We start from the raw sequence: 16,329 nt of genomic DNA, 5'->3' as shown, positions 1-16,329 counted from the left end.
CCGCACATGGCCTTCAACAGTATCGAACAAATAATCGAAGATTATCGTCAAGGCAGAATGGTCCTGCTGGTCGATGACGAAGATCGAGAAAACGAAGGCGACCTCCTGCTGGCTGCCGACTGCTGCACCGCGCAAGCGATCAGTTTCATGGCCCGCGAGGCGCGCGGCCTCATCTGCCTGACCCTGACCGATGAACATTGCCAACGCCTGGGACTGGAACAGATGGTGCCGAGCAACGGCAGCGTGTTCAGTACCGCCTTCACCGTGTCGATCGAAGCGGCGATCGGCGTCACCACTGGCATTTCCGCTGCAGATCGGGCGCGCACCGTGGCTGCCGCTGTTGCCACCGGAGCCGGCCCCGCGGACATCGTGCAACCGGGCCACATCTTCCCTCTGCGGGCCAAGGAAGGTGGCGTGCTGACCCGCGCCGGACACACCGAGGCCGGTAGCGATTTGGCCCGTCTGGCCGGATTCACCCCCGCGTCGGTAATCGTCGAAGTCATGAATGACGACGGCACGATGGCCCGCCGCCCCGACCTGGAAATCTTCGCGCGCAAGCACGGCATCAAGATCGGCACCATCGCCGACCTGATCCACTATCGCCTGAGCACCGAACACACCGTGGCACGCATCGGCGAGCGCGACTTGCCCACGGTGCATGGCACCTTTCGTCTGGTGACCTTTGAGGATCGCATCGAAGGCGGCGTACACATGGCAATGGTAATGGGTGAACTGCGCCGCGATGAACCGACGCTGGTGCGCGTGCATGTCATTGACCCACTGCGCGATCTGGTCGGTGCCGAATACAGCGGGCCGTCGAACTGGACGCTGTGGGCCGCACTTCAACGGGTAGCTGAAGAAGGCCGCGGCGTGGTGGTGGTGCTCGCCAATCACGAATCCTCGCAGGCCTTGCTGGAACGGATCCCGCAACTGACCCAACCACCGCGTCAATTCAGCCGTTCGCAGTCACGGATCTATTCTGAAGTGGGCACCGGCGCGCAAATCCTGCAAGACCTGGGGGTGCGCAAGCTACGTCATCTGGGTCCTCCGCTGAAATATGCAGGCTTGACCGGCTACGACCTGGAAGTGGTGGAGAGCATACCGTTCAGCCAACAGTGACGAAGCGCTTGTGGCCAGGAGCTTACTCCCGCTGGGGCGCGCAGGATCCCGGACCGGAGACCGGGACGTCGTGAGCGAACCTAGGGCCGCTTCGCGTCCAGCGGGAGCAAGCTCCCTCGCCACAGAAGGCATCCGCGAAGCATCAAAACGCGATTTTTGGCAGATAGCCGGTAAGGCGAAACGCTTGCACAAAGTTTGGAATACCATAATATGATATTCCATAGACCGGACGACCGTAACAGGCAAGACGGACCTACTGCTCCCGATAGGCGGGCACTCCAAGCCCCGCTCATAAACACAACAATGAGGGCGTGAAAATGGTGTTGAACAAACGTGCTACCGCGATTCTTTTTGCGGGACTGCTCAGCGTGACCAGCCAGGCGTTGATGGCTGCCGAAAGCGTGAACTTCGTCAGTTGGGGCGGCAGCACCCAGGACGCGCAGAAGCAGGCCTGGGCCGACCCGTTCAGCAAGGCCAGCGGCATCACCGTGGTGCAGGACGGTCCTACTGACTACGGCAAACTCAAAGCCATGGTCGAGAGCGGCAACGTGCAGTGGGACGTGGTCGATGTCGAAGCCGACTTCGCCTTGCGCGCCGCCGCTGAAGGCTTGCTCGAACCGCTCGATTTCTCGGTGATCCAGCGTGACAAGATCGACCCGCGTTTTGTGACGGATCACGGCGTCGGCTCGTTCTTCTTCTCCTTTGTCCTCGGCTTCAACGAGGGCAAGCTCGGCGCCAAGAAGCCCGAAGACTGGTCCGCGCTGTTCGACACCAAAACCTACCCCGGCAAACGCGCACTCTACAAATGGCCAAGCCCAGGCGTGCTCGAACTGGCGCTGCTGGCTGATGGTGTAGCTGCCGACAAGCTCTACCCGCTGGACCTGGACCGCGCCTTCAAAAAACTCGACACCATCAAGAAAAATATCGTCTGGTGGGGCGGCGGTGCCCAGTCGCAGCAGTTGCTTGCCTCGGGCGAAGTCAGCATGGGCCAGTTCTGGAACGGTCGAATCCACGCCCTGCAAGAGGATGGCGCCCCGGTCGGCGTGAGCTGGAAACAGAACCTGGTCATGGCCGACATTCTGGTCATCCCCAAAGGCTCGAAAAACAAAGCGGCCGCGATGAAGTTTCTGGCCAACGCGAGCAGCGCCAAAGGGCAAGCTGATTTCTCCAACCTGACCGCCTACGCCCCGGTTAACGTCGACAGTATCGCCCGCCTAGATTCGGTGCTGGCGCCCAACCTGCCGACAGCTTATGCCAAGGATCAAATCACTCTCGACTTCGCGTACTGGGCCAAGAACGGTCCGGCCATCGCGACACGGTGGAACGAATGGCTGGTCAAATGAAAGTGACGGCAACCACGTCCCGTCAATCCACACCGACCGGGGGCGCCGCGAGCGCTGCCGGGGCGGTTCCTGGCCTGGTGAAAGTCGCCTCGCAAGCGCCTTCATTGACCCAGCGCTGGCGTGGCGCAAGTAACCTGATTCCTGCCCTGCTGTTCCTCGGCCTGTTCTTTCTGGCGCCATTGATCGGCCTGTTGCTGCGCGGTGTGCTCGAGCCCGTTCCGGGGCTGGGCAATTACGAGCAGCTGTTCGCCAACTCGGCGTACGCGCGGGTATTGCTCAACACCTTTTCGGTGGCCGGGCTGGTAACACTGTTCAGTCTGCTGCTGGGCTTTCCGCTGGCCTGGGCGATCACGCTGGTACCACGCGGCTGGGGCCGCTGGATCCTCAGTATCGTGCTGTTGTCGATGTGGACCAGCCTCCTCGCCCGCACCTATTCCTGGCTGGTATTGCTGCAAGCCTCCGGGGTGATCAACAAGGCGCTGATGGCGATGGGCATCATCGATCAACCGCTGGAAATGGTGCACAACCTGACCGGCGTAGTGATCGGTATGAGCTACATCATGATCCCGTTCATCGTGTTGCCGTTGCAGGCGACCATGCAGGCCATTGACCCGATGATCCTGCAAGCAGGCTCGATCTGTGGTGCCAGCCCGTGGACCAATTTCTTCCGGGTGTTTTTGCCGCTGTGCCGGCCAGGACTGTTCTCCGGTGGCTTGATGGTGTTCGTGATGTCGCTCGGTTACTACGTCACCCCGGCGCTGCTCGGCGGTGCGCAGAACATGATGCTGCCCGAGTTCATCATTCAGCAGGTGCAGTCGTTCCTCAACTGGGGACTGGCGAGCGCCGGTGCCGCGCTGCTGATCGTGATCACCCTGGTGCTGTTCTACTTCTACCTGAAGCTTCAGCCGGAATCCCCGGTTGGCGCCAGTAACGCGAGGTAAACCGTCATGCTCCTGACCCCTAATGCCATGAGCCCCCGGATGCGTTTCGGCCTGTACTTCACGACGGGGCTGATCGCGCTGTTCCTGTTGTTGCCGATCGTTTTCATCATCCTGCTTTCATTCGGTTCTTCGCAGTGGCTGGTCTTCCCGCCACCGGGCTGGACGCTGAAGTGGTATGGCCAGTTCTTCTCCAATCCGGACTGGATGAATGCCGCGATCGCCAGCCTCAAGGTCGCCGTACTGACCACGTTCTTCGCCGTGGCGCTGGGCCTGCCTACTGCTTTCGCGTTGGTCCGCGGACGCTTCCCAGGGCGGGAAATGCTCTACGGATTGTTCACCCTGCCGATGATCGTGCCGCTGGTGATTATCGCGGTCGCCGTGTATGCGCTGTTTCTCAAACTGGGGTACACCGGGACGATGTTTGCGTTTGTGGTCAGCCACGTCATTGTCGCGCTGCCGTTCACCATCATCTCGATCATCAACTCGCTGAAGCTGTTCGATCAGTCGATCGAAGATGCTGCGGTGATCTGCGGTGCCTCGCGCCTGCAAGCGGTATTCAAGGTGACGTTTCCGGCGATTCGCCCGGGGATGGTTGCCGGTGCGCTGTTTGCGTTTCTGGTCTCCTGGGACGAAGTGGTGCTGAGCGTGATGATGGCCAGCCCGACCCTGCAAACCCTTCCCGTGAAAATGTGGACCACTCTGCGCCAGGACCTGACGCCCGTGATCGCCGTCGCGTCGACGCTGCTGATCGGCCTCTCGGTATTGGTCATGGTCATCGCCGCCGCCGTTCGCCGGCGCAACCCAATCAGCGCTTGAGCGCCAGGAGAACGACATGAGTGCCGTCATCAAAGATCCCGCGCAGCAAACCGACCAACCCTTGGTGAGCCTGCGCAATCTGAACAAGTACTACGGCGACTTCGCGGCCGTGGACGACATTTCGCTGGACATCAAGGATGGTGAATTCCTGACCTTCCTCGGCTCCAGCGGTTCGGGTAAAAGCACCACGCTGTCGATGCTCGCCGGGTTCGAAACCCCGAGCAGCGGCGAGATCCTGGTCAACGGCCAGTCGTTGGTCAACGTGCCCCCGCACAAACGCGACATCGGTATGGTGTTCCAGCGCTACTCGCTGTTCCCTCACCTGTCAGTGCGCGACAACATCGCGTTCCCGCTGGCGATTCGCAAACTGGCCAGCGCCGAGCGTGAACGTCGGGTCGACGCGATGCTCAAGCTGGTGCAGCTCGAGCAATTTGCTCATCGGCGCCCTTCGCAACTGTCCGGCGGCCAACAACAGCGCGTCGCCATCGCGCGGGCGCTGGTGTACGAACCACGCATTCTGCTGATGGATGAACCGCTCGGCGCGCTGGATAAAAAGCTGCGTGAAGACTTGCAGGATGAACTCCGCCAACTGCATCGACGTCTGGGCATCACCATTGTTTACGTGACCCACGATCAGGAAGAAGCCATGCGCCTGTCGCAAAGGATCGCGATTTTCAGCCATGGAAAAATCGTCGGCCTGGGCAGTGGCTTTGACCTGTACCAGAATCCGCCGAATGCGTTTGTCGCGTCCTTCCTCGGCAACTCGAATTTCCTCAAGCTCAAGGCCCAGGGCAATGCCGTCGCAACATTCGAGAACCAATCGCTGTCGATTCGCCTGACCTCCGGGCTCCAAACAGATCAGGATGTCTTGCTGATGGTCCGGCCGGAAAAAGCCTTGGCATTAAGCGTCGACCAGGCCGCACAAGAGCCGCTGGCAGCCGGCTGGAACGAAGTCTCGGCCATCGTGGGGGAAGTGTTGTTCCTCGGTGAAAGCCAAACCTGCACCGTGATGACCTCGGGCGGCACCTCGATGACGGTGAAGGCGCTGTCCGCGGCCGGCATGCCGTTGAAGACCGGCGACCCAGTGCTCGTCCGCTGGGCCACGGCAGATGCGTGTGTGTATACCGAGTGGGCCGAGAGCGATCTGAACAAGGCGGCAGGGGCGCACTGATTGTCTGGTGTGCGAGATCCAAGTGTCACCCTCGGGGTCGCCGCAACGTCGGGTTGCGGTGGCCCATTTTTTTCTGTTTTCAGGCGTGAGAATATTCATCGGGGAACAACTCTTACGTCCGGATAAAGAAAATCAATATGGTATCCAGATGAGCCGTCGCCAATAGCGACGTGCACCCCACTCACTCCTTCATTCATCTGAGAGTTAATTCCATAATCGATATGAGGACCGACTGCAGCGTTAACACCAATTGCAAATTCTGTAAGCATCACCCCTCGGGAACCAGCGGCCAGTTCCAAAAGCCCAACATGCTCTGCCTTCGCCGTTTTGAATGAAGTGATGCGATTATCATCAACTGTCAGCAATGCACCCTCTTCGGAAACGCACTTGCGCAACTGCTGTAATGAATCCTCCCAAGTGTCTGAAATCAAAAATCCGCGCTGGCTAGCACGGCCATTATGCTGACAACCTTTCAGGCTAAGATAAATGAAACCTCCGGCTATAGATGTAGGATGAGTCTGTAGCCACACTCCGAAAATTATGAGTTTCTCAGTTTTATCTTTTTTCAGCCTTTCAGGCTCGCTAGGTTATTCGGTGGCTTTTCTTGAATCAAAGCTCATCGATACTTACCGAGGACTCTTCAATGCAACCACAAAAAAAATACCTCACAGAGGCCGCCACCGATCAGGCTCTAAAGCTCCAGGACCTCACTGAGAAAAGCTCCCCGGATCACGCAATCCGACTACTCATAAATGAAATACTCTCCGGGCTCTGCGATAAGGGTTGGCCGCAGGCCGTAATCCACACCGGGCCGAGGATTGTTTCGGCGCAGGACAACTACGGATTGCTGGGATATGACCCCGCCGAAATAACCCTCGGCAGTGAACACACCCCGTTGGGTCGACGACGATTCGTTGCTGCGCACACAGACAACCAGCCAGATTCCGACAGCTATCCAGCAAGCTGCGTTTACCCGGCGCCCAGGCGAGATGATAGTGCTGGCAGCACCCGGGATCACTTTCCGACGCGATAGTCGCGATCGCTGGCATTGCGCGGAACCGCATCAAATGGATGTTTGGGTGCTCGGTGATCCCGAATTGTCGACGCACGCGCACCTGTTACGTTTGGTCAGCGATATTTTGATATCCGCTGTCCCTGGCAGGTCTTGGGTCCACAGCCCTAATGCCCACCATTACACCGAAGGCGGCATCGAGGTAAACGTGCTGAATGAGGGACATCCCGTCGAAGTGCTGGAGTGCGGAAGGATTGCAGCGTCACTACTGAACCGGTTGCAAATAGATCCGTTGCAACACGGGGGACTGGCGCTCGGCATGGGGCTGGATCGCCTGACCATGTTGCGCAAAGGCATCCCCGACATTCGTCTGCTACGGGATCAGAACCCACGTGTACAAGCGCAACTGCATGACCTGGCCCCCTGGAAGGCGGTGTCGCGCCTGCCCTCGATCACTCGTGATATTTCCTTGGCGGTCACACCTGGACTGAGCGAGGAAGTGCTGACAGAACGCATGCTGCAAGCCGCTGGCGACTGCGCTGACTGGATCGAAGAAATGCAAATCAAAGGTCGTTGGGAGCTTTCAGACTTACCCATGCAGGCAATCGAGCGCCTCGGCCTTTTACCCGGCCAGGAAAACGTGCTTCTGCGCGTTGTACTGCGTGACTGCTCGCGGTCTATCACCACCGCTGAAGCGAACACCCTTTATGCCAGGATCCAGTCGGCATTACATGAGGGTGCTCCGGGCGCCGGCTACAGAATGGACTCGGCTAACACTTAAAATCTCGCCCGTTGCCAGGCTTCGGCCGGGCAACGGGAAATAATGCGAGTCCTCAATCGCTATACCCCAACCGCGCTGCCCTGCCCTCCTGCGTCTGCCCCCGCGTCGCCAGGCAGTAATACAACGGACAGGTCACCACCAGTCCCACCAGCCAGGACAAATCCGCCCCTTCAACAAGATTGGCGTACGGCCCTACATACAACGAGGTGTTGGCAAACGGCAGCTGCACAATGATCCCGATGAAATACGCCACAATCGCATGCAGATTAAAGCGCCCGTAAATGCCGCCATCGGCACGGAAGATCGAGGCGATGTCGTAGTTGCCGCGCTTGATCAGGTAAAAATCGATCAGGTTGATCGACGCCCACGGCACCAGCACCAGGAGCAGCGCCAGAATCAGCCCGATGAATTGCGAGATGAAATCCGCCGAGGCGCCCAGCGCGACCAGGCAGCAACCCGCCAACACCACACTCGAGAGCACCACGCGCACCTTGACGCTCGGTGTCCATTGACTGGCGAACGTCTGGATCGAGGTGATGATCGAGAGCACCGCGCCGTACAGGTTCAGCGCGTTGTGGCTGATGATATTAAGCAGGAACAACACCATCAAAATCGGTCCCAGCCAGCCGGTAGACTGCTTCACAGCGTCCATTGCCTCGGTGCCTTCCGGGGTGGCCAATACCGCGACCGCGCCGAAGGTGAACGACAAGATCGTGCCCAGCGTAGCGCCCAGATAAGTGGCCCAGAACGGCTTGGCAATGCCGATGTCCGCTGGCAGGTAACGCGAGTAGTCAGACACGTAAGGTGAGAAGCTGATCTGCCAGATGATCCCCAGCGACACAGTGGCGAGCCAGCCGGACAGATTGAATTCGCCACGGGTGAAAAAATCGACGGGCAGTTCATGGGCAAAAATGTAGATGAAGCCAGCGAGCAAGGCGCTGCCCATGACCCAGGTCCCGATACGGTTGAGCGTGTGGATGAAGCGGTAGCCGATGATCCCGATTGCGGTGGCGCTGAGCGCGCCGATGATGATGCTAACCGGGACAGGCACCGAAGGCGCCAGGCCGACAATCGATTTGCCGGCCAGGACAATGTTGGAAATGAAGAAACCGACGTAGATCAGCGCAGCGAAGAACACGATCAGCAGTGCGCCGTAGCGTCCGAACTGACCTCGACTCTGCACCATTTGCGGAATGCCCATTCGCGGCCCTTGAGCCGACGCAAGTGCGATCACCAACCCGCCGATCATGTGCCCAAGCGCAATCGCCAGCAGACCCCAAAACAGGTCCAGGTGGAATACCTGAACCACCATGGCACCGGTGACAATCGGCAGTGGCGCAATGTTGGTGCTGAACCACAGGGTGAAAAGATCGCGGGCCTTCCCGTGGCGCTCAGCGAGTGGGACGTAGTCGACTGTATGATTCTCGATCAACGGATCTTGCCGGGTCATCTGGGACATAGGAATGAACTCGAGTTTGTCTGATCTTATATTTGTATGAAGCCAAACCGGGGGAGCTCTTTTGGCTGCCCCTCAGATGCAGGCCATATTATGGTATTCCAAACATTTCACAAGACTGATGCGCCCTTTAAGTGACCAGCTGATACGCATTTCCATGGCCATAATACGCTCCGTCCGTTCGTATAACCCCGTATTCACTGGCTTAAACCTGATGGGGTCACGTTTATCGGACGATTTAAACAGTCCTTGCAAAACACGTATTACGGTATACCATCAGACCTATAAGCCCATAAAAATTCGCACATCCGAGGACCGTCCAATGATCGATGCAGGCATCTACAAACAAGTCATGGGCTCGTTCCCGTCCGGTGTAACCGTCATTACCACACTGGATGACGATGGCCAGATTGTCGGTCTCACAGCCAGCGCTTTCAGCTCGCTGTCGATCGAACCGGCACTGGTGCTTTTCTGCCCTAACTACAGTTCCGATTCCTACCCAGTGCTGATCAAAAACAAGCGATTTGCCATCCACGTGTTGTCAGGCGGTCAGCAGAGCGAGGCCTATGCCTTCGCACGCAAGGGCAAGGACAAAGCCCAGGGGATCGAGTGGACGTTGAGCGAGTTGGGCAATCCGATTCTGGCGAACGCGACCGCCGTCATCGAATGCGAATTGTGGCGTGAATACGAAGGTGGAGATCACGCGATTATGGTGGGTGCAGTCAAAAACCTGATCGTGCCCCAGCAGAAAGCGGGACCACTGGTCTACTGCCACGGCAAAATGGGCGAATTACCCGTAATGGCTTGAGAAATCGACGCTCAAAAATTTTGAGCCTTTCTCGTATTATGGTATACCAGAATTAACAGGCCTTCAGTCGATTGGCCGTCAACAAAAGTTCAGAGGTAACGCGTCATGAAATTTTCCCTGTTCGTGCACATGGAACGTTGGGACGAAAGTGTCAGCCATCGTCAGCTGTTCGAGGATTTGACCGAACTGACGCTGATGGCCGAGGCCGGCGGTTTCAGCACCGTGTGGATCGGCGAGCATCACGCCATGGAATACACCATTTCGCCAAGCCCAATGCCTTTACTTGCCTATCTGGCCGCCAAGACCACCACTATCCACCTGGGCGCCGGTACTATCATCGCGCCGTTCTGGCATCCGCTTCGCGTAGCCGGTGAATGTGCGTTGCTGGACGTAATCAGTAACGGCCGGATGGAAGTTGGATTGGCGCGCGGCGCTTATCAAGTGGAATTCGACCGCATGGCCGGCGGCATGCCTGCCTCCTCCGGCGGCCAGGCACTGCGGGAAATGGTTCCGGTAGTGCGCGCACTGTGGAAAGGCGATTACGCCCACGACGGCGACATCTGGAAATTCCCGACGTCCACCAGCGTACCCAAGCCGATCCAGCAACCCAATCCACCGATGTGGATCGCCGCACGCGACCCCGATTCACACAACTTCGCGGTGGCTAACGGCTGCAATGTGATGGTCACGCCGCTGATGAAGGGCGATGAAGAAGTGCTGGATCTGAAGAACAAGTTTCAAGCAGCGCTGGACAACAATCCGGACGTGCCGCGCCCGCAACTGATGGTGCTGCGTCACACCCACGTACACGGTGTGGACGATCCCGAAGGCTGGAAAGTCGGGGCCAAGGCAATCTCCCGGTTCTATCGCACTTTTGATGCCTGGTTCGGCAACAAGACAGCGCCAGTCAACGGTTTCCTGGAGCCAAGCCCCGAAGAGAAATTCGCCGAGCGTCCAGAGTTCACCCTCGACAGCCTGCACAAGACCGCCATGATCGGCACCCCCGAAGAAATCATTCCGCGCATCAAGTACTACCAGGAATTGGGCGTCGACGAATTCAGCTTCTGGTGTGATAACAGCTTGCCCCACGCGGAAAAGAAGAAATCCCTGGAGCTGTTCATCAAACACGTGGTTCCGGCTTTTCGTTAATCCAGCTAACCGGCCTTCCGGCTGCTAAACCGGAGGGCTGGGTCTACTTTGTCATAGCGCAATCTTCAGCCCTTCTCTACCTCTTCCCATTGACGCGCACCTGGTCGCCCCATCGGCACGGGAGCTCGAACCTGTCGATCTGCTGCTCGCGTCCCGCGAGATCTGCTAGCTATCCCCTCACATCGCTGACGTTGATAGTCACCATCAGCCCAATGAAGTTCTCAAAAAAACCGAGCGGCGTAACACTAGACCCATACCCACTTACAACGCTTCGGAGTACACAGACATGAAAAGCCAACTCTTCTTCGGCATCGCTTTCTCGGTACTGGCCGCCAACACTTTCGCCGCTACTTCCCCAAATGCTATCGCCGAAGGTGGTTCTGATCGCCTGATCGAAAGCCGCATCGCCGCTGACGGTTCTGATCGTCTGATCGAAAGTCGCATCGCCGCCGACGGTTCTGACCGCCTCATCGAAAGCCGCATCGCCGCTGACGGTTCTGATCGCCGGATCGAAAGCCGCATCGCCGCTGATGGTTCTGATCGTCTGCAGCAGAATCGGGTTGCACTGAGCCCGGCCAATGCAGCAATCGATGGTGTGCTGGTTGCGGATGTCCGCGCAGAGTTCGGTTCGAAGTATCAGCGCTATTGATTCGCCGCAGTGAATCGGTAAACCCCAAAAGCCCGGTGATCCCGGGCTTTTTGCTGTGTTCATTTTGATGAAGCGCCCCTCAAGGCGCATCCACCACGATGTACGTCACATCACTGCCCTGATACTGCGGTTGATACCAGGTCGAACCGCATTGCATGTAAGCCATGTTGTAGCGAATGACTTGCACGCAACAGCTGAGCATTTTTGCCGGTGTGATTGCCCCAGCCCCGGTCTCTGCCAGACACGGCAGTGCCCGTTTGGCGGTTCAAGCGGCAAGCAAAGAATGAAAATCGACACTTGGCACGATCGAAACACCATGGACAACAAGCGCGAATAGTAATTCTTCCCATTTGCACTAACTTCGCAAAGCCCTTATCCTTGCGACCCAGCGGCGCGGTCTTCCGACAACTGCGCTGCCGGCTGACGCCTGTTACCAACAGGTCAGCAGGCTGCTGGCGGCAGGAGTGGACACAATGAACTGGAACGGTATCAATCTCAGGTGGGCCTACACGGATCTGCTGCTCAGCCTGAGTCGGCAGACCCGTTGCGTGCACGACGCCTACGATATCCTCCACGATGCGTTCGTGCGCTACATGCTGGCCAGCCAACGAATCACCATTGATCAACCGAACGCTTACCTGCGCCGCGTCGCGCATTCCGTGTTGATCGATCATTACCGCCACGCCGCGCGATACGTCGCGTTGATAGACGAGAGCGGCGTCAGCCCTCAGCTACACCAGACCGACGACTTTGCCCCCTCTGCCGAGCATCTGGTCGACATGCAGCAGCGTCTTGAAGCTTTGCAGCGCATCCTCGATTGCCTGCCCGCGCGCTGCCGCGAAGTGTTCTGGCTGGCGCGCATCGAAGGCCATCGCCAGGCTCATATCGCGACCATGCTGGGCATTAGCCTGAACATGGTGGAGCGCCATTTGATGCGTGCGTTGCTGGATTTGCGCGCGGCGCGGGAAGCGCTTTGCCCATGAGTTCACCGCGCGAAGAGGCTGCCGTCTGGTTCGTCCGCTTGCTGGAGGTGGAAGACGATCATCAGGACCGTGCCCGGTTCAACCAATGGTTGCGTGCCGACCCTCGGCATCGGGCCGAGTACCAGGCATTTTCCGAGCTGTGGGGCGACTTTGCCTCCACCCGCAAGACCGAAGCCCTGGCGCAGCAGATGGAGAAAAATAACGGACGGCGGCGATTCCTGCGCAACGGCATGTTGGGGCTGGTCGGGCTGCTGGTCGGCAGTTTGTCGTGGCGTCATTGGACGAAAAGCGGCGTTTACGAACAGTATTTACAAACGACCAAAGGTCAACGCCAGCCATATCGATTGCCCGATGGTTCGCAACTTTCGCTAGGCGCCGACACGCGCATGCTGGTTCGGTTTGACGGCCAGCAACGCCTGCTCTTGCTGTTGCAGGGCGAAGTAATTTTCGATGTGGCCCGCGACGTCGAGCGACCGTTTGTGATCGACGCCGGATTGGCGCGCGTGACGGTGCTGGGCACGCGCTTCGCGGTCAATCGACTGCACGACAGGCTTCGGATCAGCCTCGAACGCGGCCAGGTGCAAGTCGACAGCGAGGCAACCCGCTTGCAAATGCACCCGGGCGATGTGGCGCAGGTCATTCGCGGTGAGCCCCTCAAACGCTTGCCCTTGCCGGCAGATAACGCCTTCGCCTTCGAGCGCGGGCGACTGGTTTTTACCCAGGCGGATCTCGCGGAAATCGCCGACAGCCTTTCACGCTATCGAGAACGTCCGGTGATCACGCTGCCCGGAAAGAAGTCGCCGTTGATTACCGCCGTCGTACAGCTTGCCGACATCGACAGCTTCCTGGCGGCGTTGCCGGCCGTGGCGCCGGTTCAGGTCACACAGCTTGATGGCAGTACTCAGTTGCGGGCGCGTTGACGATGCCGCTGAAAAGAATTCGCACGACGACATCAGGGTTTTGCGAGCTACCGCGTCATTAGGTATCTGCTCCCTAAAACGAGAAAACCCATGCATCGTCATTCCTTGAATTCACTGGTGGTTGCCCTGTCACTGGCGCTGACCGGGCACGCGTTGGCGGCCCCCATTGCCTTTGATTTACCCTCGCAGTCGTTGGCAACGTCGCTGCGACAATTGGGCGAACGCGCAGGGCTGACGATTGCAGTGGATGACGGTATCGTTGACCAGCGCAGCGCGCCGGCGCTCAGGGGCACGCTAGAGCCCCTTGATGCGCTGCAACGCTTGCTCGACGGCAGCGGCCTGACTTACCAGCAGCAAGGCTCGACGCTGGTCATTTCGCAACGCAACGACACGGCAATCGAGCTCGGCAGCACACGTATCGAAGGCCAAGGCATGGGCCAGGCGACGGAAAACTCGGGGTCTTACACCACCGGCCTGACCAGCGTCGGCTCGAAGACTCCAACGAGTCTGCGTCAGACGCCACAGTCGATTTCCATCGTCAGCGAGCAGTTGATGGACGATCAGCAAATGACCGACATCAACGATGCGATGCGTGCAACGCCGGGCATTTCCGTGCAGAACAACACCTACCGCACCTTCGACATTCTTTCGCGCGGCTTCACCATTCAGAACTTCCAGCTCGATGGCGCGGCGCCCATGGCCCAAGGCAGTTCGCTGGGCAGTTTCTATTCGTCCAACGTCTACGATCTGGCGGAATTCGATCACATCGAAGTGCTGCGCGGCACTGCAGCTTTATTCGGTGGCACGGGGGACCCAGGTGGCTTGGTGAACATGGTGCGCAAGCGCCCGATGGACACGTTTCAGCTGAAGTTCAGCGCCTCGGCCGGCAGTTGGGACAACTACCGCCAGGAACTGGACGTCACCGGGCCGATTGCCTTCGACGGCAAACTGCGCGGGCGGATGGTCGTGGCCAACACCGATCGCCAGTATTTCGTGGATAACCGCAGCACCGAAAAACCGTTCGTGTATGGCGTGCTGGAGGCCGACATCACCGACGATACGATGCTCACCGCCGGCATCCGCTACAACAAATCCCACGAAAACGGTACCCAGAGTTCAGTGCCGCGTTACCTGGACGGCTCCGACATTGGCCTGCCAAGGCGCACCGGCATGAGTGAAAACTGGGCCTACACCGATGCCACCGGCCGCGAGGTGTTCGCCAAAATCGACCATCAGCTGTCCGATGACTGGAAGCTCAACGTGTCGTACACCGACCTCTGGGATGTCGGCTATTTCAAAACCACCACAGCCAATGGCGTGGGCATAAACCCCGCCACCGGCACTGGCCTGACGTGGTTCGGCAGTTCGAGCAAACAGGAAAACCAGCAGCGCATGCTCGACACCAACCTGTCCGGCACCTTCCAGATGTTCGGCCTGCAGCACGATCTGGTGGTAGGTGCGGACTACCAGGAAATCTCCAGCCGCTGGCTGGGCACTGGTCGCTATCCATCAGCGGGTGGCCCTTTGAGCCCGTTTGACCCAGACAGCACGCCATTCCCGGAACCGGCCAACGATCGCAATTACACCCGCGACTACAATCCCAACGACCAGAAGCAATACGGTCTGTACGGCAGTTTGCGTCTGCAACTGGCCGAGCCGTTGCACTTGATCCTCGGCGCGCGGGTTCAACGCTACACATTCGAACAGACTTACCAGACCCGTGTCGGCACGACCTGGACCACGCAGTCGAACATCGACATGCGTGAGCCGACCAAAGTCACGCCCTACGGCGGCCTGGTCTACGACTTGAACGATGAGTGGTCGGTCTACGGCAGTTACTCGGAAATTTACAAACCCCAGGTCAACCTGCTGCAAGGTCCCCTGCCCGGCTCGCCGATGGACGCGATGGAAGGCAAGACCTATGAAACCGGTTTGAAAGGCGAGCTGTTCGGCGGCGCGGTCAACACCAACATCGCGCTCTACTACACCACGCGCGAGAACCAGGGCGTGCGCGATCCGGCCTTTCCGACCAACGACTTTGCCTTCTCCGGCAGTTGCTGCTGGCTGGACCAGGGCGAAGTGGTCAGCAAAGGGGTCGACATGGAAATGTCCGGCGAAGTCATGCCCGACTGGATGCTGATGGCTGGCTACACCTACAACAACAACCGCAACCGTAATGCCAAGGCACCGATCAGCACGCAGACGCCCAAACACCTGTTCAAGATGTTTTCGACGTATCGCCTGCCGGGCATGCTGTCAGACTTCAAGGTCGGCGGCGGCGTCAACCTGCAAAGCTCAAACTACTTCAGCGGCACGGTCACGGCTAACGGCGCCAGTAATGCCTATGACTTCAGCCAAGCGGGTTACGCGGTGTGGAACGCCTTGGCGGAATACCGGGTGGACGAGCACTGGACGGTCACCTACAACGCCAACAACATTTTCGACAAAACCTACTACGCGACGGTGGGCTCAACGTCCGCCACCAACTGGTATGGCGAACCCCGCAACCACATGCTGACGTTGCGCGGCACGTTCTGGTGATCTTCGGAAAACCCGCTTCACATCGATCACATTATTTTCACATGCACCAGCGTACGGTGTACCCAGCTCCTTTGTGATTACCAGCCCGCACCCCCCCATCGCGGGCTTTTTTTTGCCTGCGATAAAGTGGGCGGAATATTTCCCGCCCCACGACAAGCAAACACAAAGAAGGATTGCCAGGATGGATTACCGCATTCGAAGTGCGATGCAAGAAGATGTCATCGACATAAGCCAAGTGATTGTCGCAGCCCTGCGTCAAACCAACGCCCAGGACTACACGCCGGAAATCATCAGCGAAGTGGAGAAACACTTTTCTCCAGAGGCGATCGGTCAACTGCTGGTTCAGCGGGAGGTTTTTGTGGCTACGGTCGAAGGTGAGATTGTCGCAACGGCCAGTCTCGATCGAGACGTCGTCCGCAGCGTTTTCGTCGATCCGCTATTTCAAAGGCATGGCCTGGGAAAAGCACTGATCGCGATGATCCAGTCAGTTGCCCTGAGCAAAGAGGTCCGACTGCTGCGTGTGCCCTCTTCCATCACCGCAGAAGGGTTTTACGCTTCGCTCGGTTTCAATAAAGTTCGCGACGAATTTCACGGCGCAGAGCGCACGATCATCATGGAAAAGCGGCTGTAACGAATACCG

General features: G+C 58.4%; 15 protein-coding genes. 13 read left to right on the top strand and 2 right to left on the bottom strand.

Going from position 1 to position 16,329, the window contains the following annotated elements:
• The first annotated feature begins 6 nt into the window (after positions 1-6).
• The 5 genes from ribBA to ACYZTS_RS17960 all read left to right on the top strand — a co-directional run bounded on the left by ribBA (position 7) and on the right by ACYZTS_RS17960 (position 5,390).
• Positions 7-1,119, top strand: coding sequence for a bifunctional 3,4-dihydroxy-2-butanone-4-phosphate synthase/GTP cyclohydrolase II (gene ribBA / locus ACYZTS_RS17980; protein WP_461990930.1), 1,113 nt, complete (start codon positions 7-9; stop codon positions 1,117-1,119).
• 317 nt (positions 1,120-1,436) lie between these two features.
• A complete protein-coding gene (locus ACYZTS_RS17975) occupies positions 1,437-2,462 on the top strand; it encodes an ABC transporter substrate-binding protein (RefSeq protein WP_028622913.1) in 1,026 nt (341 codons plus the stop codon).
• A complete protein-coding gene (locus tag ACYZTS_RS17970; protein WP_028622914.1) occupies positions 2,459-3,403 on the top strand; it encodes an ABC transporter permease in 945 nt (314 codons plus the stop codon). Before ACYZTS_RS17975 ends, ACYZTS_RS17970 begins: the two co-directional genes overlap by 4 nt.
• A gap of 6 nt (positions 3,404-3,409) precedes the next feature.
• Positions 3,410-4,219, top strand: a complete 810-nt coding sequence (locus ACYZTS_RS17965) for an ABC transporter permease (RefSeq protein ID WP_461990927.1) — start codon at positions 3,410-3,412, stop codon at positions 4,217-4,219.
• Positions 4,220-4,235: 16 nt separating this feature from the next.
• The gene (locus ACYZTS_RS17960; RefSeq protein ID WP_028622916.1) at positions 4,236-5,390 is read left to right on the top strand and encodes an ABC transporter ATP-binding protein; all 1,155 of its coding nucleotides are present in this window, start codon (positions 4,236-4,238) and stop codon (positions 5,388-5,390) included.
• Positions 5,391-5,485: 95 nt separating this feature from the next.
• Here the strand turns inward: ACYZTS_RS17960 and ACYZTS_RS17955 are convergent, their stop codons facing one another.
• Positions 5,486-5,755: a hypothetical protein gene (locus ACYZTS_RS17955; RefSeq protein ID WP_152635563.1), complete on the bottom strand. Its 270-nt coding sequence runs from the start codon at positions 5,753-5,755 to the stop codon at positions 5,486-5,488.
• 549 nt (positions 5,756-6,304) lie between these two features.
• Here ACYZTS_RS17955 and srmL point away from each other — a divergent pair.
• A complete protein-coding gene (srmL, locus tag ACYZTS_RS17950; RefSeq protein WP_461990925.1) occupies positions 6,305-7,183 on the top strand; it encodes a PheS-related mystery ligase SrmL in 879 nt (292 codons plus the stop codon).
• A gap of 52 nt (positions 7,184-7,235) precedes the next feature.
• On the opposite strand, the gene ACYZTS_RS17945 is transcribed toward srmL, so the two are convergent.
• The gene (locus ACYZTS_RS17945; protein WP_461990923.1) at positions 7,236-8,642 is read right to left on the bottom strand and encodes a purine-cytosine permease family protein; all 1,407 of its coding nucleotides are present in this window, start codon (positions 8,640-8,642) and stop codon (positions 7,236-7,238) included.
• Between the two features lie 319 nt (positions 8,643-8,961).
• On the opposite strand from ACYZTS_RS17945, the gene ACYZTS_RS17940 reads away from it, so the two are divergent.
• The 7 genes from ACYZTS_RS17940 to ACYZTS_RS17910 all read left to right on the top strand — a co-directional run bounded on the left by ACYZTS_RS17940 (position 8,962) and on the right by ACYZTS_RS17910 (position 16,320).
• A complete protein-coding gene (locus ACYZTS_RS17940; protein ID WP_461990921.1) occupies positions 8,962-9,447 on the top strand; it encodes a flavin reductase family protein in 486 nt (161 codons plus the stop codon).
• A gap of 105 nt (positions 9,448-9,552) precedes the next feature.
• Entirely contained in the window at positions 9,553-10,596 is a 1,044-nt protein-coding gene (locus ACYZTS_RS17935; RefSeq protein WP_028622921.1) for an LLM class flavin-dependent oxidoreductase, read from the top strand.
• A gap of 286 nt (positions 10,597-10,882) precedes the next feature.
• Complete coding sequence (locus ACYZTS_RS17930; RefSeq protein ID WP_050483134.1) at positions 10,883-11,245, top strand: hypothetical protein; 363 nt, start codon at positions 10,883-10,885, stop codon at positions 11,243-11,245.
• Positions 11,246-11,718: 473 nt separating this feature from the next.
• On the top strand, positions 11,719-12,228 hold the full coding sequence (locus tag ACYZTS_RS17925; protein WP_033050675.1) for an RNA polymerase sigma factor: 510 nt from the start codon (positions 11,719-11,721) through the stop codon (positions 12,226-12,228).
• On the top strand, positions 12,225-13,148 hold the full coding sequence (locus ACYZTS_RS17920) for a FecR family protein (RefSeq protein ID WP_461990919.1): 924 nt from the start codon (positions 12,225-12,227) through the stop codon (positions 13,146-13,148). Before ACYZTS_RS17925 ends, ACYZTS_RS17920 begins: the two co-directional genes overlap by 4 nt.
• A 90-nt stretch (positions 13,149-13,238) precedes the next feature.
• Complete coding sequence (locus tag ACYZTS_RS17915) at positions 13,239-15,689, top strand: TonB-dependent siderophore receptor (protein ID WP_028622924.1); 2,451 nt, start codon at positions 13,239-13,241, stop codon at positions 15,687-15,689.
• 181 nt (positions 15,690-15,870) lie between these two features.
• Positions 15,871-16,320 (top strand): GNAT family N-acetyltransferase, encoded by a 450-nt coding sequence (locus ACYZTS_RS17910; protein WP_461990916.1) that lies wholly within the window; start codon positions 15,871-15,873, stop codon positions 16,318-16,320.
• The last annotated feature ends 9 nt before the right edge of the window (positions 16,321-16,329 follow it).

The organism is Pseudomonas sp. TMB3-21 (assembly GCF_054898145.1).
Note: the sequence above shows the minus strand (reverse complement) of the source record. Positions and strands in the feature narration are given on the sequence as shown.